Origin of the sequence: Bacteroides sp. DH3716P, assembly GCF_025914115.1 — a bacterium.
GTDB classification, from domain to species: Bacteria; Bacteroidota; Bacteroidia; order Bacteroidales; family Bacteroidaceae; genus Bacteroides; species Bacteroides ovatus.
This window is the reverse complement of the sequence record NZ_CP083673.1, coordinates 253,611-273,482: the sequence shown is the minus strand read 5'-3', so window position 1 is coordinate 273,482 and position 19,872 is coordinate 253,611. Positions and strand designations below refer to the sequence as shown.

The 19,872-nt window shown below is 39.6% G+C and carries 10 protein-coding genes and 1 pseudogene; 1 reads left to right on the top strand and 10 read right to left on the bottom strand.

Annotated elements, in window-relative coordinates; translation table 11 throughout:
- Positions 1 to 8 precede the first annotated feature (8 nt).
- From KQP79_RS00780 to KQP79_RS00735, 10 genes and pseudogenes are all read right to left on the bottom strand, one after another.
- Entirely contained in the window at positions 9 to 1,676 is a 1,668-nt protein-coding gene (locus tag KQP79_RS00780; protein WP_061448051.1) for a hypothetical protein, read from the bottom strand.
- Positions 1,677 to 1,679: 3 nt separating this feature from the next.
- The gene (locus KQP79_RS00775; protein ID WP_061448050.1) at positions 1,680 to 3,404 is read right to left on the bottom strand and encodes a DUF5108 domain-containing protein; all 1,725 of its coding nucleotides are present in this window, start codon (positions 3,402 to 3,404) and stop codon (positions 1,680 to 1,682) included.
- A gap of 17 nt (positions 3,405 to 3,421) precedes the next feature.
- Complete coding sequence (locus KQP79_RS00770; RefSeq protein WP_004304466.1) at positions 3,422 to 4,963, bottom strand: RagB/SusD family nutrient uptake outer membrane protein; 1,542 nt, start codon at positions 4,961 to 4,963, stop codon at positions 3,422 to 3,424.
- Between the two features lie 13 nt (positions 4,964 to 4,976).
- Complete coding sequence (locus KQP79_RS00765; protein WP_061448049.1) at positions 4,977 to 8,234, bottom strand: SusC/RagA family TonB-linked outer membrane protein; 3,258 nt, start codon at positions 8,232 to 8,234, stop codon at positions 4,977 to 4,979.
- A 20-nt stretch (positions 8,235 to 8,254) separates the two neighbouring features.
- Positions 8,255 to 10,516, bottom strand: coding sequence for a fasciclin domain-containing protein (locus KQP79_RS00760; RefSeq protein ID WP_061448104.1), 2,262 nt, complete (start codon positions 10,514 to 10,516; stop codon positions 8,255 to 8,257).
- A 31-nt stretch (positions 10,517 to 10,547) separates the two neighbouring features.
- Entirely contained in the window at positions 10,548 to 11,123 is a 576-nt protein-coding gene (locus tag KQP79_RS00755) for a hypothetical protein (RefSeq protein ID WP_061448048.1), read from the bottom strand.
- 29 nt (positions 11,124 to 11,152) lie between these two features.
- Positions 11,153 to 12,838: a polysaccharide lyase family 1 protein gene (locus tag KQP79_RS00750; protein ID WP_061448103.1), complete on the bottom strand. Its 1,686-nt coding sequence runs from the start codon at positions 12,836 to 12,838 to the stop codon at positions 11,153 to 11,155.
- A gap of 83 nt (positions 12,839 to 12,921) precedes the next feature.
- Positions 12,922 to 15,351 carry a glycoside hydrolase family 88 protein gene (locus tag KQP79_RS00745; protein WP_373167095.1) on the bottom strand — a complete coding sequence of 810 codons (2,430 nt, stop codon included), beginning with the start codon at positions 15,349 to 15,351 and terminating at the stop codon, positions 12,922 to 12,924.
- 302 nt (positions 15,352 to 15,653) lie between these two features.
- A complete protein-coding gene (locus KQP79_RS00740) occupies positions 15,654 to 16,964 on the bottom strand; it encodes a glycoside hydrolase family 28 protein (RefSeq protein ID WP_004324943.1) in 1,311 nt (436 codons plus the stop codon).
- A gap of 362 nt (positions 16,965 to 17,326) precedes the next feature.
- Positions 17,327 to 17,620, bottom strand: a pseudogene (locus KQP79_RS00735) (right-handed parallel beta-helix repeat-containing protein); the annotation flags it as partial.
- A gap of 260 nt (positions 17,621 to 17,880) precedes the next feature.
- Here KQP79_RS00735 and KQP79_RS00730 point away from each other — a divergent pair.
- A complete protein-coding gene (locus tag KQP79_RS00730; protein WP_008645566.1) occupies positions 17,881 to 19,851 on the top strand; it encodes a rhamnogalacturonan lyase in 1,971 nt (656 codons plus the stop codon).
- Positions 19,852 to 19,872 lie beyond the last annotated feature (21 nt).

The following is a 19,872-nucleotide window of genomic DNA, read 5'->3' as shown; positions in this document are numbered from 1 at the left end:
TCATAAGATTAATAACAATCCTTGTTTGGTCGCAGACACCAATGATATAATGCTGCTTCAGATAAATTGGAACCTGATCCACTAAGACGTATTATAATTTCACTGGCTTCGTCGCCCGGAATAGTAACTGTACCTACAGCACCTCCATCACGATCATATTTTGATTTATTTTTAAATCCCTGCGCAACAGCTTCATCTATTCCTTCCGGATATCCACCTCCTGCACGATCATAGTGGTAAGCAGATGCATTATTAAGCACCGATTGTGAAAGAGTGGTTACAGGAATTTCTTCTCCATTCTTGATAATTGAAACGGCAATCGCTCCTAAAGTTTTCTTTTGTCTGAACCCCATGGTGAGTGTATATGTTCCAGGAGGAATCTTATAAGGAGTAGCTACGTAACGGGTTCCCACTGTTTCACCTCTAAACGGAGTATAATCAAGTGTATATGTTTGATTATCAGCATCTGTCAAGTTAAAATAGAGAACTCTGTAATATATAGTGGGGAATCCTAATGCTGCCCATCCTGCGCAGTTCGCTTCATCTGTCTCACTAATCTTGTTAAATGAAAGATTGGTAGTCTTGAAATACGTATCTTTATCATCGGCACTCAGATATTCGTAATTTCTGAAAAGTTCTTTAAGGCGATAAATCAATACGTTAGTAGGTATCTTCATTTCAGTGACATGGTAGGCTATTCCGTTACTCATAGATATCGGGTTGTCAAGATCTACTTTCTGTACAGTCGTGCGCCATTGTTTACTGAATACAGAAGTCAAATCCTCATTGCTTTCAAAATCGGCTTTGTCATAGATCTTATTAAAGAAAGCCGATTGAAATATCCAGTTTTCCAGAATACTATCTGCACGTGTCATATTCCAGTTTTCCAGATTCTTCCGTGCTACGCTTAATGCGTTATTGACAACATCATTGGACGGAATTAGCATGGTAGCACTGAGATTTTCGGACATGATGTCAAACTTTACCTTTTCAAAATAAGGAGCTCTTACGGTAAATACCGAGTCATATACAGTATTGCCCGTATTGTCTACTCCTACCACTTTACTTGCGTCTCTGTCAAATGTCAAAACATTACGTGACAAGATCATTTCACGGAAGATAGAATAATCGTCACCCAGATTTTCTATGATCTCATACATGCTTCGCGGAGCATTGATAGCCTGATCTAACAAATACAGATACCCATTAGTCAACTTAATTACCCGAGTTACTGTTGCATTGTTGAAACGAATACCGGTAGCCGCTCTTGTTTCGGGAGAATCAACAGAAATATTCAGGTACTTACCGCTCCACATCAAGAGACGTTGTCCGTCTTCCAGATTGGAAGGCGAGATGGACGCATTGGAAATATAGGTTTGAGCCGTGTATATAGGATCATCCCCCGCTGCAATGCTTGACTCCACTGCTAGAATAGTATACATCTGTTCTTTCGCCAATAATTGGTCCACCATGCCCGTTTCGTTAAACAGCTGGTACATATTGCTTAAAGAGGATTCTTGAGCCAAATAATCTGTAAGGGATTCATTGACTATGGAAATCTCCGTATTATTAACCGTGCTGGCGTTTTGGGCATAATGCTCATCCCATGTGTTAGTACAACCGCTCCCTATCAATCCGATAAGGGCAACGCCGAGTATATATTTTCTTGCTTTCATGGTTTATTCGTCAAATATGGGTTCAAATTCTAAATAATCTAAGTATATACGATAGTCGGATTTATCACTAGCTGCAGGATCAGTCAATATCAGTCTGAATGTGTGAGTAGAGTTTTCTGTAAATTCTATCTCATCATAAATCACATCTTCATAACATCCCAACTTATTGCTTTTAAGAGTAGTGGTTGAACTGGTATACGGTGCACGTGTAACTGAATGTTCTCCGTCAAAGCTAAAAATCATTTGTCCTCCGTTACTTCCGCTGCTTTTTGTTCTAATAAAATCCATAGATGTAGCATAACCAAAGTGTAATGTTACTTTGTATTTTCCCTTGATAATAGACGGCGTTTCCATTGAGATCCAACCTGTATTACCAATGTTCAACATCAGAAAGTCATAATTGCGGGCAGTTTTCCAGTCATTATTCGTCCGAGTAGTAAAATAGGTAATATTATAATATTTATCAAAAGCTCCTGATGGATTCTTTAGTTCATATTCATAACAATTGAGCTCTGAGATGTCACATTTCTTCTCTGCCGTTCCAAATGATTCCTGAAATTTAATCCCCTCCTCTCCATGACCGTCTGCAATCCAGTCTTTGATAGCAGAGAAATTACATACATCAAACAATACTGTTTCCGGTTTTACATCCGCAATCGGCAGGTAAGTGGAAACCTGATGAATATAGCCGTTCTTAGCTTGCAAATTACAAGCGTCTTCCACAAAGACAGCTTTATTTGCTTCGTCCTGATAGTTCAAATAGAATTTTCGATCTTCCTCTTGGCTTATTCTTACCACATTTCCTTTGCACGATGTATTCCATATCTTAGAAGTCGCATTTTCACTGTCGAAACTCTGCAAGTTGTTCAAGTCATAACTTCCGGTCAGAATATGATAGGCTACATATTTATACAATGCATTCTCCGGATTAGTATAGTCGCTACTTGCTCCCAACAGTTGTGTTAAATCAGCCAGATTATTGACACCTGCATCATGGAAGACATCGTCCGTTACAGCCAACAGTGTATAATTACGTTTCTGCTTGATAGTTTGTCCCTGATCATTTTTCAGTTCATCATAGATAATGTTCAACTCGGTTCCCCACCCCGTCGCATCTAAAGCGGACTTTAAGAGGGTATAAGGACGTCCGCTTTCGGATATCCGGGCATATACGCTTTCAGTAAGCGGAGTTAGCGTATTTCCCAATACATATATGTAACCGTTGGATACCGGATTTGCAAATTCAAGCACATGAGCTTCACTGTTCAGATAAACAGACCGCATACCACCACCGCCATTTTCCGCACTTCCGAATGATACCATCAAAACATCGTCAGAAACGGTTCTTTTAGCTAATGCACCTTCCTTCTCAATAAAAGTTGCTTGATTGATGGTATCTTGTATAATATGATAAGATACCAAATTACGCGCATATTCTGTTCCCAACTCTTCAATGGAAGAAACCCCTCTTCGGGTGTAAAACTCCTGTACGGCCGTATTGTTGGGGACGAAAAGAGTGAAGCGTTGGGTAGCCTGATTCACCGCATTGTATAAGTCCGCATATTTCATGATGTGAATCCATTCGGAAAAGTCTTCCGATCTGCTGGATAAATAAGTTGCGGCAGGCTGTGTGTCGAAGACCACGAAAGTGTCTCCATCATACGGATCATTGCAAGCTGCACATAAAACGATGAGCAGCATCCAGTATATTTTTTTTAATTTTTTCATCGTATATCGTTATTTAATTATTCATAATAAGGATTTTGTGTCAATAACGAGTTGTTGAATATATCTTCAGCAGGAATTGGCAGATACCAAGCATTATCATTATCCAGAACAGAACTCAGCCATTTATTTTCCGCTGTAAGGTTGTTCTCCATAATGATTGCTTTAAAGCGGGCTTTATACTTGAAGTTTTGCTGCTTGCCGTAGCGCAATAGGTCATACCAACGTTTGCCTTCTGCAGCAAACTCCATGTCGCGTTCATCCAATAGCATCTCCAATAACATTTCTTCAGTAGCTTCGTTGATATTGTCCGCACTGACTTCACTCCGTGGGTTTAGCTCTGAACGTTCGCGTATCTGATTAATGATAGACAATGCCTCTGTCCAGTTGGCGGAACCGCCGATACGAATCAGTGCCTCCGCTTTCATCAACATTACGTCTGCCATACGATAGATAATATAATTGGCATCCTGAATGGTACGTACGGCTTCCCGGTCAGCAACTCCCATTCCTGAATATTTCCAGATAATGCCGTTGTCCGGATAGCTAGCATAAGCAGTACCGGCAAATGAACCATAATAAGTGCGGCTTATTTCATCTCCTCTATGCTGTGTGTATTCTTCTATTAAGCGAAGAGTCATCGGCTCAGAATACATATATGAGTCTATTGTAACATCAGTGCCATAAGGGAAAACCTTGGATGGGCTTCCGCTTCCTTGTGCATAATTGGTTTCGTCATATTGTATTTCAAAGATAGATTCGTTACTGTTACCGGGATAGAACATATTGAACCATTGTCCGGGTGTCGACATAAATACTGGTCGCATAGCGGCTGTAGCATTAATTAGGTAATCAGCATACGTGACACATTCTTCGTATTCTTCTGCCCAAAGGCAAGTTTCCGCCATCAGTGCGTACAATGCCCATTTAGTGGCACGCCCTTTGGTAGCCCATGTTCCATCAAATGTTTCTTTGGCAGCATTAGTTGCTAACGCTGCACGTACATCGCTTTTTATCAATTCCAAAATCTCCGTTTCGGATGACTTGGCTACGTCATTAGGCATGGCATCGTCTACGTAGGGTTCGGTAATCAAGGGCACCTCCCGGAAGTTACGTACCAGATACAGGTATGACAGTCCGCGTAGGAAATAAGCTTCCGTCAGATGTGAGTTCATTCTCGATTCATAATAACTTGCATCTTTGTCCATCACGGTCGGTGCATATTTTAACACAGCATTCGCCATACCGATCACTTGGTAGAAGGTACCCCACTGAACAGTTGATGTACTGGGCAACACCTGAAAGTTCTGAATCAGACCGGTTTTTGTTCCTCTACCGGGAACAATGACGGAACTCCCTCTCAATTCTCCCCAGTTGATGATATAGGGGACACAAGTACGCAAACGACTGTATCCCTGTGCGAGAATGGCTTCCACATCTTCAGAAGACTCCCAGTACATATCGGTAGATTGCTTATCTTTGGGCAGAATATCAAGCCAATCGCTGCATCCGCTCATCAACAAACTTCCGGATAGTAACAATATAGTAAATATCTTTTTCATGTTCGTAGATCTTTTAAAAACTTAAATTAAAGCCGGCAACAAGCTGAATAGAAGCCGGTGTAGTAGCACTATCTCTGGCATATGTGTTTTCGGTCTTCACTTCCGGATCCTGACCGGTGTATTTAGTCCAAGTAAAGAGGTTGTATCCGGTGACATATACATCAATATTACTAAATCCCCAACGCTGAATTATTTTCTTCGGCAAACGATAATTGAACGACAAAGATTTCAAACGCAGGTAAGAAGCATCTTCCACAAAGCGGTCAGAGCCCAGTGTGTTGTATCCTTCTCCATAGAGTGCACGCGGAATATCTGTCTGATCACCTTCGTTGCGCCAACGTCTAAGGACAGCCGTACTTTGATTGTCAATTCCGCGCATGGACTCATTGTTTAAACGGGTAGAGTTGACTACATCCTGTCCATAACGTCCGTAAAAAATAGCAGACAGCTTAAATTGCTTATAGCTGACATTAACACCAGCACCTCCGGTGAATCTCGGATTAGAGTTACCTAAATAGACAATATCATATTGGTTGATGACACCATCATGATTTATATCCTCGTAGAGAGCATCTCCGGGAGCTATGGTAGCTGTTCCATTCCGCATAACAATCGCATTGCCGGAAATATCTTTCATCACGTTTCCATCGGCATCACGTGCATACGTGGCATCTTTATTCTGACAAACGCCTTTGTAGCGATAACCATAGAAAGAACCCATCGGACGTCCTTCTTCTCTACGGTATGCATATTCACCATTGTTGAAGGTATAGTTTTCTTCGGTATAGTTATCCGGCATTTCCGTAATCTTGTTCTCGTTGTGGGCGATGTTGAAGTAGAATCCAACACGCCAGTCTCTGTTTTCAAAAGGGACGGCATCAACACGGAATTCCCACCCTTTATTCGTCATCTTTCCGGAATTCATGTAGCTGACTTCATAACCATTTCCATAACCGATACTAGTTGGCATTTTAACTTTCTTTTGCAACAGATCTTTGATATATTTCTGATAGACATCGACCGTAAAGCGGAGTTTCCCTTTTAAGAAAGAAGCGTCCAGACCTGTATTATATTCAGTGGTTGTTTCCCATTTCAAGCGATTGAGCTGCATGGTGCTCGGGGTAATGGCACTCATATCCATGTAATTGTCACCAGAGGCGTATGAACCCAGATAGAGCGAAGCACCGGAGGCAGCATTTCCCGTCTGTCCCAAACTGAAGCGAAGTTTAAACTCATCCATCCAGTCGTTCGAGAAGTCCATGAATTTCTCATCTGCCAGATGCCAAGCGACACCGACAGTAGGGAACAGACCTAAACGTTCCGATTTACCCATAGTTGAGTTGCTCTCCAAGCCCAAAGAAGCATTGACGATATAGCGGTTCAGCAAAGTATAGTTCATTAAAGCTACCCCATTGATGCTACGTGTCTTAGAATCTCCGGAACTAATTTTACGTACGGCACTTCCGATAGTAGGGTCGGCAAGACCGGAAGAAGCATTACCGGAAGTTTCACTTCCATAGCTGGATTTTGTCGTTTCCACAGTACGGAACACGCCGGTTGCAATGATGCTATGCTTATCATTCCAATTTTTGCGGTAGATCAACTTGTTCTCCGTATTGATGGTCAATTGATCAGAAGAAGTATCCGTACTGCGGTTTGCATTGCTATCAGTCCAAGCAAGTCCGGTAGCTACTTGCGGCAAGAACATACGTCCTTTCGTATTACGGATATTCATGTTGACATTACCCCAGTAGGTTAGTCCATTCAATATGTTATATTCAATGTTGAAGTTCATCTTACTTTCCCGCTGGATGGTTTTGTTGACACTCTCATTCGCCATAGCGATAGGATTGTAGTATCGACTTTTCTTGCTGTCAAAAGCCGGGTCTAATGTGGAATTTTCGTTGTGATTGAAATACTGTGAAGTATAATTTCCAGTTTCATCGTCAATATAGTAAGGAGATTTGTTCGGTGCTTTGCGGAAAGCCTCTGTACGTACATTGTAATAGTTATTGTTTCTCGTAGATTGAACAAAAGAAAATTGCGTTGTGAAAATTAGCTTGTCAGAAAACTTATAACGTACGTTCAACGAGGAGTTCAAACGGCTGAAGTCAGTTCCAACAGTCGTGCCGCCTTCGTCCAGATAGCCTAAAGAGAAACGGTAAGTCGCTCTTTCGCCTCCACCACTCATAGAAAAAGTATTTTCCCATGATTGCGTATTTCTGCGTACTTCAGACAGCCAATCAGTATTCTGGTTATATTCATTAAAATAAGTCCAGTCCGGCTGATAACCAATCTCCGGAGAATTGTAAAGCATCTGCAAATAGTTGGTAGAGTTGGCAAGGCCAATGTAATTGGCACTATTCCACAGAGCATCGGAAATTAAGGCTGAATATTGATTACCATCCAGCATCGGAATACTTTCCGGTTCAAACTTAGCGGAGAACTTGGAAGAGAAGCTGAAACGCGTTTTTCCCTGCACTCCCTGTTTTGTTTTGATGACCAACACACCATTAGCACCTTTGGTACCCCAAACAGCGGTAGCCGCCGCATCTTTTAAAACCTCAATAGATTCAATATCTTGCGGTGAAATATTCAGCAAGGCGCCCAAATCATCATTATTGATGGTCGAGAAATCTGTATTATCATCAATTTCAGCCGGGTAAGGAACACCATCGACCACGATCAACGGCTCGGAATTGGCGTTCAGTGTACTTCCACCACGAATCTGGATAGAAGCACGTGCACCGGGGTCACCACCGCCTAATACAATGTCGACACCACCCAACTGTCCCTGCAGGGCATCTTCGATAGAAGTGACCGGAGCAATTGCTACCAAATCTTCCATGTTAACTTTCTGCGTGGCAGAAGATTGCTCTCTGGAACTGATACCCATATCGTTTCGTTCAATTCGTTTTCCCGAGATTACCACCTCATTGATTGACTGTGTATCGTCCTTCATGGTAATATTCAATTTAGTCTGACCGTTGTACTTGATTCGTTGAGTTTTCATTCCAATATAAGAAAACACGATGGTCAGATTATTTTCATTTGGTACTTTCAAGTTGTAGATACCGTCCATATTTGTGATAGTACCGCCTAATGAACGGTTTTGGGAATTAAGGATGTTAACGTTCACTCCCACCATAGGTTCTGCTGTCGCACCGAACATCTCGGTCACTTTACCGGACAGGACTTTAACTTGCCCAAAAGCTTCGCCGGCAGTTGCCGCGAATACGATAGCAATCAGTATGTATTTTAATAATTTCATAATCTCTATTTTTCTGTTAATCAAAAGACGTCATCAATCAGGTGGAAACAACCTTCTTCGTATGCAAACGGGAAATAGTTGTAGTCCGGAATCACATGACATTCTTTGTATCCTTCCAACTGGATACTCAGTGAAGTCCCATTATCTGTATAAATCAGTTGTGGCACAGTCGCTCCTTCTGTTTCTGCCGTACGTTCACTCCAATAACGCCCGCTCTTGAAATCAGATCCAATATAAGGATAAGAAGCTATCACATTTTGTTTGGCAGTCATGAAGTATGAGTTCAGATAGTTTGCTAATTTTGCTTTATCAAAGTCACCGGTCAACTCACCATTAGCATCAAATGAAGCGTTGGTTGCTCCCGGAATCCTATTATCCAATAACGCTTGTCTGATAGCTTCATTGGTAGGGATAAATGCGACAAACCGTCCTTTTAAGAAAATATTCATCAGTACTTGATTAGATATAATATCTGTTTGACGCAGTAATTGGGTAAAGCAATAATACGGATAATTCCTGTCCGCACAAATAGCAAGGTTGTAGTTCAAGTCACCACTTTCTGCCATAAATAGCTGATTACAATCAAAGCTGTAGGCACTGCCATTAGAGCCGTCTTTCAGTTTCGTAAATGGGAAGAAGACCTCTCCATTGAATTGAGGATTCAATTGCTGATTGAAAATAGCATTACAAGTAATTTCTCCGTCCTTAACAAACCAGAAGTTCCAACTGGACTGTGTAGGGATTACTTTCATTCCATTCTCCGGCAATTCACTTTCCTGACCACTAGGAATGCTAGCAGAGTGTAAATACATAATATTCTGTTTGGCAGAACTACTGATTTCTGACCAACCATCATCTCCCATTTCTTCCAATCCTTGAGTACTATAAACGGTTCTGATACCTGAAGCATCAAATTGGTCCGCAGTGGGAACAAGCATAATATATTTCACTAAATTAGATGTGTAAGAGGATATCAGGGAAGAACCTCCCAATGCATAAAGGAAAGAACGCGCATCCCGATATTGGAACAAAGGTCCTACTACAGACGCGAATGCACTCGGTTCCTGAATCTCGTTCATTCCATAGAGTGCACCGTTCACACACATGATTTTTTCGTTCAACATTGCCGGATTAATATTGATTGGCGAACCGAGCAAGGATTCCAGTTTTCCTGTTCCTATTTCTTCAGGGAATACCAATGAGCCACCATAGATAAACTGGTATAGAAAATAGTTAAGAGCCAATGGATCAACCTCTCCCAATGAAGAATAACCTCCGACTTTCCAAAAATTGTCGAAGAAATGATTAATGGCAGTGTTTGACGGTGCAAAGATGCTGTAAGCGGTAGCAGTCAATAACGTGAAATTTAGATAGCTGCTTGTAGGCCATTCGCAAGCAATATTCGGCAGACTGTTGTGCTGATATTGATAAAGTGTATCTACTCCGTATGCCGCAGCATAAGAGTTACTTAATGTATTATCGGCAATATATTCACCGAAAGAATCATATAAATTGAAAAAGATAGAATATTCATCTTGTTTCTTCAATTCGGTATAAATTGTTTCCAATGGTTCAATCACCCGGTCAACCGTATGAATATAGCCATTATTAGCAATTATTCCGTATTCTTTTACTGATGCATTAGATACATTGAAGCCATTGTCTCCTGTCCAAGTAGAGTTGGGATAAAAAGCTTCGTAGTTACTCTTCGCATCAATACCTTTCGTCTGGAAATAACGATAAGAGAATACCGGCAAATAGCGTTCCAAGTGGTATACCATAACAGAAGAACCTGTAGCAGTTGTCTCAATTGTTGGTGCGTCGCTGCTTCTTGTTCGGTGTTTGTAATACAGACCTGCAGCTACATTCTGCTCTTCTTCTGTTTCTGTGTTTCCCGTCGGACGGAAGTTAACCAGTTTCTCCTTATTATAAGAATAATAAAGTACGTGGTAACCTATTACTTTTTTTACCTCATCGACAGGCATGTCGTTAATAGTGGCATAACCTTTTTCGCTTAGATAGGCTTGGAAAGCGCTATCGTCTGGTGCCATAATAGTTAAGATTGCTTTACCTTCAAGCATTTGCTTGAAACCGGCAATCTCCACTCCTTGTAGGAAGATGGAATAGTTTCCGTGTTCACTAGAACTTAATACTTCCCATGCGTTGTCTGCTACCCAATCAGGCACTTCGTAATGCTCGTCCATGTTGTCTTTACAGGCTGTAAAGAGTAATGGGAGGCATAACAGCCAAAGCATTCTCCGTAAAGATACTTTATTTTTCATTGTTTTCATTAGTTTAAAATTATGAGTTTTATTATTTGAAATCCAGATTGATTGATAACGCATAATTATTCTCTTCCAAATATGGATAATCTACATCAAATTCTGCTACAAATCCGGCAGTTGTGGTAGATGTATGGTCTTCATCCAAATCTACCGTATTGTAATAAAATTCTTCCCCTAAAGCAGTAATTTCAGATGTTACTAATATTGTACATTTTTGATATGAGTAACGGACTCCTTCGTCTATCATAATAACTAGCTTTACATGATGTTTTCCATAAGACATTTTATGCCATATATCAACATATTTTTCGTTTTCTAAGGGTACAGTAATATTGGGATAAGCAGGATACTCTGCCCCATCTAAATATACATGACAATAATCCTGTCTATCTTGCGTATTATAAATATAGCCATTATGAGCCATTGCAATAACAGATATTAGATTCTCAAAAGTAGAATCTTGTTCTGATATACTTTTTGTACTCTTTTCTATTTTTTGTATACAAGTAGATGTGTCGAATAAATCCGTACTATCGCAAGCAACAATGAAAAAAGAAGAAAATAAAATTCCTAAGATGAATTGTAAAAAATTTTGCTGTTTCATATAACTTATTATTTATTGTATTTCACTATTTATTCACCGTACGCTTCTTTCCAAGCCTTTTCATACTCATCTGGAAATTCGAGTGAAAAAGCATAGTTTTCAATCATCGTATATCCGTTCTCTGCAATACGAACGGCATCTCCCGCATTATTTTTATTTAGCCCCCATTTGTCCTCAAAATCATCGGGTATGCCGTCGCCATCCGTATCTTTTCTAGCAGTGCCAACATTAATATTTTGCCAAGTCTTGGCAAGAGGGTATTGTGTCTCTATGTTTTGATTTCTAAAAATTGTTCCTTTAGTACCTAATGAAGTCAGTTCATCAATCATGAATTTATCTACCAAATCACGATTGGGTAAAACCGGCCCAACATTTTCAACTATCCAATGATAAGCTTCTGTAGCACTAGTTTTTATGCTGATTTCCGAGTGTTGGCTATCTGGTTTACTCAAAAAGACAGGAGTGGCACTGCAATAAGTCTGCCAATTACTCTGAGTGATTTCGAATCCATTTAATGTGCCGTCTTTATCGTTATCATAATAATTACCTACACAATAAGTATCAAAATCACCATCACCATTACCACCTATGAAAGGTTTAGTTGGATTTACTTGTTGATAAGTATCTACCAAATAATTTTTATTGTCACTACTTATTCCATTATAATGATATTTCGTTTCATCATCGAACATACTCTTATCTGTAGTTTCTATAGGATATGACGTATTCACCCATGTATAAGCTGGTCCTTTGATAAAATAATTATTTTCAATAACTGTATTAGAGTGCCCAGAAGATTCCCCCCCCATATTATAAGCCGCTCCATTTCCCCAATTATAAATAACATTGTTAACAAATTGATTCAATCCTTTCACCTTAAAATTACGAGTTTTATTGTCAATAAATAGATTTCGAAAGACAGTAACTCCTTCTTTATCACTAGTTTGAACTAAACCTCCGCAAGAATGATTCTGGCATCCTTGTCCTAAAATTGAATTCTGCAATGTTATGTTATAGAGACCTTTCGGTTGCTTGTCATTATTGAGTGAAAAACATTCATCTGTTCCCCATGTGAAAGAACAATGATCATAAATTTGATCATGCCCATAGGCAGCTCCTCCTGCGTCTATGTTGTCACTGCCACTAACCTGGCGACCAGTACGCATACGCATATAACGTACAATCAGGTTATTCGCATTGGTGGAAGAAGCCCTACCATTATAAAGTTCGATGCCATCGCCGGGAGCCGTCTGAAACAAGACTGTTTGATTGTCTTTAAACACAAGTACTTCTTTATTCAAATCAATCACACCTGACACGTGAAACACTACAATTCTGTTTGCTTGACTAACAGCATCTCTTAACGATCCAGCACCACTATTATTCAAATTAGTTACTACATAAATTTCTCGGTTGTTACTACCACGTGCACCATCAGCGTTTCTGCCATATCCTACTGCACCCGGAAATGCCGGTGCATAATTGGCTAAGACAGGAAATGCCGGACCAGAACTTGTATTACCACCACTTTCTTCCTCCTCCAGATATGAACTGTGAGGATTGATGGCAGGATCTGCATCCTCCTCATCTACAGGTTCTTTATCTACGCAAGCCGCTAACGACGAGAGTGAAAACAAAAAGAAATATAAAATGCTTGTTAAGCATCTCACGGCAATTGGACATGCCTTTTTTTGAAAAAATACTGTGTTTTTCATCAACATAAATTATAATTTAAATTGTTAATTTGATTAATAAATAAAATCAAACTTAAAAAGTGTACATCTATTATGGAATACACTCAATAATTCAACTCAATACATCCCATAATGAAAGGTCCTGTTGCTTTAGCATCATTATCTCTCATTTTCTCTCCTATATAATACTCGAAACTGCCGTCACGGTAAGGCTTACCACCTAATCCACCCACTTGGCAACATTTTGTCAATGTCAATGTTCCGTCCGAATTTGAGATTAGTAGTTTATCACACAGACCTTTAAAGGCCTTTTCTGCAATGGCACGATACTGACTATCAATATATCCTTTATTCACTGCTTTCATATAAGCATACATACATTGTGTCGTAACAGAAGCTTCCGGGAAATTACCGGTACGTGAAAGTTGATCAATCACCTGATACCATAAGCCATTTTTATCTTGGTATTTTGAAAGAGTCTCCGCTAATTCCTTCGTCCATTTAATCATATCAGCATAGCCTGAATGATCTTGGGGAATATATTCCAAAGCATCTACCAAAGCCATAAACCACCAACCAATACTACGTCCCCAGAAATTAGGAGAATGGCCAGTTTCCGGATCAGCCCAGCGCTGGCTCCGGTCCTCATTCCATGCATGATAATAAAGTCCCGTCTTGGTATCGTATGTATGTTGATGGCAGAGAGTAAACTGCTTAACAGCCTCATCAATCCATTCCGGACGATTAAATTCAGCTCCATATCTAGCCATAAAAGGAGAAGCCATATACAATCCATCCAACCACATCTGATAGGGATATATTTTTTTATGCCAAAAACCTCCATCTGTTGTACGAGGTTGCTTTTTCAGCTGATCTATCAAATTCTCGATAGCCAATTTATATTTCTCCTTTTTGGTTTCCTTGTACAAATCAAACAGAACTTTTCCGGAATTTATATAATCCAGATTATAGGTTTCTTTCTTATATAAATGAATATCACCTTTATCGTCTACCAAAGAATCAGCCCATGCCTCTACATAATCAAAGTACCTACGGTCTCCTGTTTTCTTCCAAACTTGTAACATCGCACAACAACCTACTCCTTGCGCATAACCAAAATACAGGCGTTTTCCATGATCCAGTTGCCACGCTTCCGGGAAACGACGAATTTCCGAATCGGCAAACAGACGATAATAAGTGTCGGGAGCAAAAGTATCCGTACGGAAAGGAACTGCCGGAAGTCCGGCTTTATTAAACAGATTCACTCTAAAGAAAGTCCCATAACCGTAGCGTACAGCTACAGGTGCAGAGACATAAGTTGAAGAAAGTGTTATCGAACTTCCATCAATCACAGCATCAGCCGGATAAAACCGCGCATCATTGCCGGCAATAAAAAATCCTTTTACCGGTTCATTGCCGGGTGTCTGCAGGCCACCTTCCGCAAATTCAAAATCTAATGTAATTTCTCTCCCATTCACTTTCATTGATTTGTAGAGAGGTCCTGAATAAACAATCTTTTTACCATATTGCTTTGCTAATGCCCAAGCTGCCAGCCGTTCGCCCGGTGCAACTTTATTTCGTGGATGTATGTCGGTAGAATCGGCTGCATCCGTCACTACTGCCATACCAATATTTTCAAGTCCACTTAACCATGTTTTTAATTGTGCTTCACGAATACCTGCCGGTTGCTTGTAATGTGGTGCAATCTGTACGAAATAGAAAGGCATATCCGGCTGATTCCATTCTTTCCGCCAACTATTAATCAGGTTAGTAAATACTTCCTGATATTTCTCATAACGAACAGAGTTGGATTCTCCCTGATACCAGATATTTCCTTTTACAGTGTACCCTACTATAGGAGCAATCATGCCATTCCACAAAGTAGCCGGAACCTTACACTTATCTTTTTCCCTACTCACCCTTTCTTTTGAATATTGTTTTAAGACATCAGCATACAGCAGATTGTTTTCCATCACTTTCATACTTGTCCAAGATTCAGCATGTGTTCCTCCCCAAGTAGACTGAATCAATCCAACCGGTGTACTCAATTCTTTATACAATTTACGTCCAAAGACAAATCCTACAGCAGAAAAGTCTTTCAGATTCTCCGGATTACAAACCACCCACTTTCCAACGCAATCTTCTTTCTCACTATCAGGTGCCAGTTGATGCTCTACATGAAACAGGCGGATTTCCGGAAAATCAGCATCTTTCATTTCTTCCGCTTCATTCAACATTCCTGTTTTCCATTTCACTTGCGGATTACGGGCTACGGGAAATTCCATATTTGACTGTCCCGTACAAAGCCAAACTTCACCTATTAATATATTATTGATCCGGATCTTATTATCACCTTTCAACATTACAGATTGTCCGGAAGTAGCAGCCGGTGTTTGTATCATCAGTTCCCAATGACCGTTTGCTAAAGCAGTCACCTTGTATTTCTTATGATCCCATGAAGTCTTTACCAAAATCTTTTCTCCGGGACGTGCTTTTCCCCAAAAACGTACTTTCGCATTTTGCTGAAGTACCATATTATTTGATAATATAGAAGGAAGTTGTATATCTGCATGAATACCTATTGGAAAGAAACAGACCAATAACCACAGACAAAAAATAATTCTACAGAATTTCATTGTATTTTATAGTTTTAGATTCAATATTTTACTGAATAAGCACATGTCAAAGATACCGCATTACATGGTAGAGTTAAAGAAAAGGAATATGGAGAATTCGACTTTCTTATGTAAATTCATATGTGTACAGCCCATCACACGCCTATTTTGTACGATTTTACAGGCTATGTACGATTTTCCAGTCTTTCTACCCTTCTTTTTTAATTCACTTTATTTATCTCAACCTTTCTCATAACCAATGCATCAATAATATCTTCATCTATCTTCACATCTTTTTTAGCCGTAATAGTCAAATTGTCAAAACAGAAATTGGATAATTTATATTGTTTTGATTTCTCTACAGCAAAAAAGGAATCACAATCCAGATGAATATTACGCATTGTAATATAGCTGGAATACGAGACTGGCATATCCTTGCGATCTTTCAAATCATAAAACTGTGTCCAAGGAGCAATAAAGATACAATTGCGGACATTTCCTTTTATGTCTTCAACGAGGATGTACTTATATTGTTGGGGAGTATCCGGACGCATTTTCAACCACAACAGGCGTTTAGCCTGGTCCAGATTGCAGCGTCGAAGAATTATATTATGATTATATATCGATTCGCTACCGCAAGTCAGCACTCCGTGACAGAATCCAAAAGTACAGTCTTCAATAATAATATCACAATTGCCACCATTATCGGGATTTTGATCAGCCCATGGTCCTTTGCCGCCTTTTAATGCAATTGCGTCATCATTAACCGACATATAGCATCCCTTGACAAGTACATTTTTACATGCATCAATATCGATTGCATCCGTACTTGGAGCCTTTACAGGAGAAGAAGGTGAAAAGATATGCAAATCCAAAAGTTTTACGCTATCACACTTATAAATGTGAGTTGTCCAAAACGGAGAATTAACAAGTCGCACATCTGAAACTTGTACATTATTGCTATGAGATATATGAAGTAGACGAGGACGCAATTCATCCATATTAGTACATTTAGGAATAACACGCCGCCGCAACCAAAATGACTTCCAATATCGTTCACCGTTTCCATCAACTTTTCCTTTTCCGGAAAGGGTGAAACCATCTACCTTATCAACATTAATCAAAGCTGAAAAGTACTTTAGGTTCTGTCCCTCCATCCGTGTTTCTATTACAGGAAAGTTGCTAATATCGTCACTACCTTTTAATATAGCTTTCTCTTCCAAATGCAAGTGTGTTCCCGGCTTAAAGAACAGCGCACCACTAAGATAAGTACCTTCAGGTATAACAATGACTCCGCCTCCATTATTAGACGCCAAATCTATAACAGCCTGAATTTTCTCTGTCTGTAACAGTGTACTATCATTCACTACTCCATAGTCGGTAATCAAGAAACTCTTTCCTAATCCATTTATATCAGTTTTTTCATTTTTGTAAAACCAATCCGGTATAATTTTACCATCGGGAAATTTTTCCTGACTAAACAGTTGCAGACTGCAACATGTCGCTACTATTAAAAATGCTGACTTTATCATTTTCTATATCTCGTTACTTTTTTGCAAAAGTACCGCATGTTTCCATTTGCCCCAAAGCAAAGGATATGGAGATATTGATTTTCTTATGGAGTTCTATACAAAGGATTCAAATACTATTTATCTATATACAATATTCCATATTCAGACTTATTTTTGTACATATATCGAATTAAAATAAAACGCTCTCTACAGTATCAAAAAAGCGCATCCTCTTTATAAATTTTGTAAACACAATCTCTCCTTTACGTCCGCCACCACGAAGAAAGATTTCATAAGTACTATTTCCTGATTCTTTTATTTCCAGCAGATCCAAATCCGTATTCTTTGTTTGTTCCCCGCGTATAACCGTTTTTAATACCCCTCCTGTTGTCCGGTCCAGTTCCACTCTTTGACATTTTAAACACCCGGCTCCAAGTAGTACTTCCCGCAGTATAATGTTCCATTATCTCTGCTTCCGTCACTCGATATGTACCTTGCCGGATATATACAGTATCTCCTGCCATCACTTTTGATTGTGCTTTACCCAACGTGGCAAAAGGCTTATCAATCGTCCCACTGTTTGAATCGCTTCCATTAGTAGCCACAAAATAATTCGTAGCCGAAAGAGAAAAGAGGAAACATCCTATAAAAAAAAGAAGAAGGCTAATACGTTTCATTGTATATTAAGTATTATGTAGCAGCAAAGCTACTGTTTTTTATACCATAGGAGCTGTAATATCGTACGTAAAGAATAGAATTTTGTCTTTTCTACTTCAATTATCAGACAAATTCCAGCATTAACAATCATAGTTCATAATAACAATAGTTTGATATAAGGATAAAAATGCATCCTTTATATACAAATTTGCAGGTGAATACTCTCCCAATCCACTTCCTTTGTAGAAAGAAAATATTCAATCTTTATAACAATATAATTATGAAAAACTTATTTTATGCGCTTACATTTTTTAGTTTTGTCACAGCTTGTAGTGATAATTCAGTCCAAAATCCAACACCACCTCCCGTGTCTGATAATGGTGATAACAATAATATGCAAGTTGTTGAGTTTCTAAGAAATCGTGCTATGGTGGCAAGTTATAACACTATCTTTCCTAATAAAGAAACAGAAAGAATAGAAAGAAAAGGCGTACTACTCAGCTGGAGATGGCTTTCCACCGATCCGGACGATATTGGTTTTGATATCTACCGCAAAGAAGGTAACTATAAATTCCAAAAGCTAAACAAAACTCCGATTATCAATAGTTCTAATTACAAAGATTTAACAGCAAACATTAATAAGATTCTCAAATACGAAGTTCGACAAGCAAATACCAATAATATTTTATGTTCATGTAACTTTACTCCGGAAATGGCACAGAACTTTTACCGGACGGTCCCATTAAACAATAATAATCTGCCATATCCCGATTTAGTATATAAAGCTTCGGATGCAGCTATTGGCGATTTAGACGGCGACGGAGATTATGAATTGGTTCTGAAACGTGAAGTGTCACCTCTTGACAATGGTAGCACGGGAATTGGAATTACTCCCGGAAGTTGCCTGTTAGAAGCATACAAGCTAACAACCGGGACATTTTTATGGCGTATCGATTTAGGCTCTAATATCCGGCAAGGTATTCATTATACTCCCTTCATTGTATATGACCTGAATGGAGATGGCAAGGCGGAGATCGCAGTCCGCACCTCCGAAGGTACCGTTTTCGGGGACGGAACGAAAATAGGCGATGTCAACCAAGATGGAATAACCGACTATGTAGACAGGGCTCCCCAAAGTGCCACTTATGGCAGAATTATCACAGGGCCGGAATTCTTATCTATCATTGAAGGCAGAACCGGAAAGGAAGTAGCCCGAACCGACTATATCTACCGTGGTGAAAAAAATAAATGGGTGACATATTGGGGAGATAATTGGGCAAACAGGATGGATCGTTTTCTGATGGGAGTCGGACACTTCAGATCTCAAAAAGGAATTCCAAGCCTACTCATGTGCAGAGGATATTATAAGAACTACCAGATTGTAGCTTTAGATTTTACTGATAACAAAATAACAGAGCGATGGCATTTTGATACAGCTGACAACTATTCGGATTATATAGGGCAAGGTAATCATAATTTAGCAGTCGGAGATATAGATGATGACGGAAAAGACGAAGTCTTATATGGGGCATGTGTCATAGACCATAACGGTAAAGGGCTATATAGCACAAAATTAGGACATGGTGATGCCATGCATTTGGGCAAATTTGATCCTACACAGGAAGGGTATCAAGTAGTAGTCTGCCATGAAGAACCCAAGGAGTATGGAAATATTGGAACAGAATTCCGGGATGCCAGAACGGGCAGGATATTACATTATATTCCCGGAAACGGCAAGGACGTAGGACGTTGTATGGTCGCAGATGTTGATCCGGACAGTCCCGGATGTGAATATTGGTCGTCAGAACCGGACGGTGTCATGTATTCCTGCAAAGGAAATGAACTGACAGGTAAAAGGGCACCTATAGCCAAAGGTGGTGATACATCATACAATATGACAATCTGGTGGAGTGGATCATTAAACAGGCAAATGCTTGATTACCTCGTTATTCACAGCTATACCGACGGACGTTTGTTCAATGGCAGCGATTGGGGTGTAAAAACAGCCAGCGGAACCAAAAACAATGCCTGTTTTTATGGCGATATTTGGGGAGACTGGCGGGAAGAAGTTATCTTCGTTGATGAAAATGATACAGAGCTAAGAATCTTTACTACTGATTTTGAAACCGACTATCGTTTCCATCCTCTAATGGACGACCATTTATATCGTTTAAGCGCTACACATCAGAACATAGGTTACAACCAGCCCACTCATCCGGGTTACTATATCGGTTCTGACTTGAACAAATAAAAAAGAAAGGCGTGTATGCTT

What these genes read in the sequence shown, in the direction of transcription:
- KQP79_RS00765 (WP_061448049.1), bottom strand. Translation starts at nt 8,234, where the DNA reads ATGAAATTATTAAAATACATACTGATTGCTATCGTATTCGCGGCAACT.
- KQP79_RS00750 (WP_061448103.1), bottom strand. Translation starts at nt 12,838, where the DNA reads ATGAAAAACACAGTATTTTTTCAAAAAAAGGCATGTCCAATTGCCGTG.
- KQP79_RS00775 (WP_061448050.1), bottom strand. Translation starts at nt 3,404, where the DNA reads ATGAAAAAATTAAAAAAAATATACTGGATGCTGCTCATCGTTTTATGT.
- KQP79_RS00730 (WP_008645566.1), top strand. Translation starts at nt 17,881, where the DNA reads ATGAAAAACTTATTTTATGCGCTTACATTTTTTAGTTTTGTCACAGCT.
- KQP79_RS00770 (WP_004304466.1), bottom strand. Translation starts at nt 4,963, where the DNA reads ATGAAAAAGATATTTACTATATTGTTACTATCCGGAAGTTTGTTGATG.
- KQP79_RS00780 (WP_061448051.1), bottom strand. Translation starts at nt 1,676, where the DNA reads ATGAAAGCAAGAAAATATATACTCGGCGTTGCCCTTATCGGATTGATA.
- KQP79_RS00740 (WP_004324943.1), bottom strand. Translation starts at nt 16,964, where the DNA reads ATGATAAAGTCAGCATTTTTAATAGTAGCGACATGTTGCAGTCTGCAA.
- KQP79_RS00760 (WP_061448104.1), bottom strand. Translation starts at nt 10,516, where the DNA reads ATGAAAAATAAAGTATCTTTACGGAGAATGCTTTGGCTGTTATGCCTC.
- KQP79_RS00755 (WP_061448048.1), bottom strand. Translation starts at nt 11,123, where the DNA reads ATGAAACAGCAAAATTTTTTACAATTCATCTTAGGAATTTTATTTTCT.
- KQP79_RS00745 (WP_373167095.1), bottom strand. Translation starts at nt 15,351, where the DNA reads ATGGTACTTCAGCAAAATGCGAAAGTACGTTTTTGGGGAAAAGCACGT.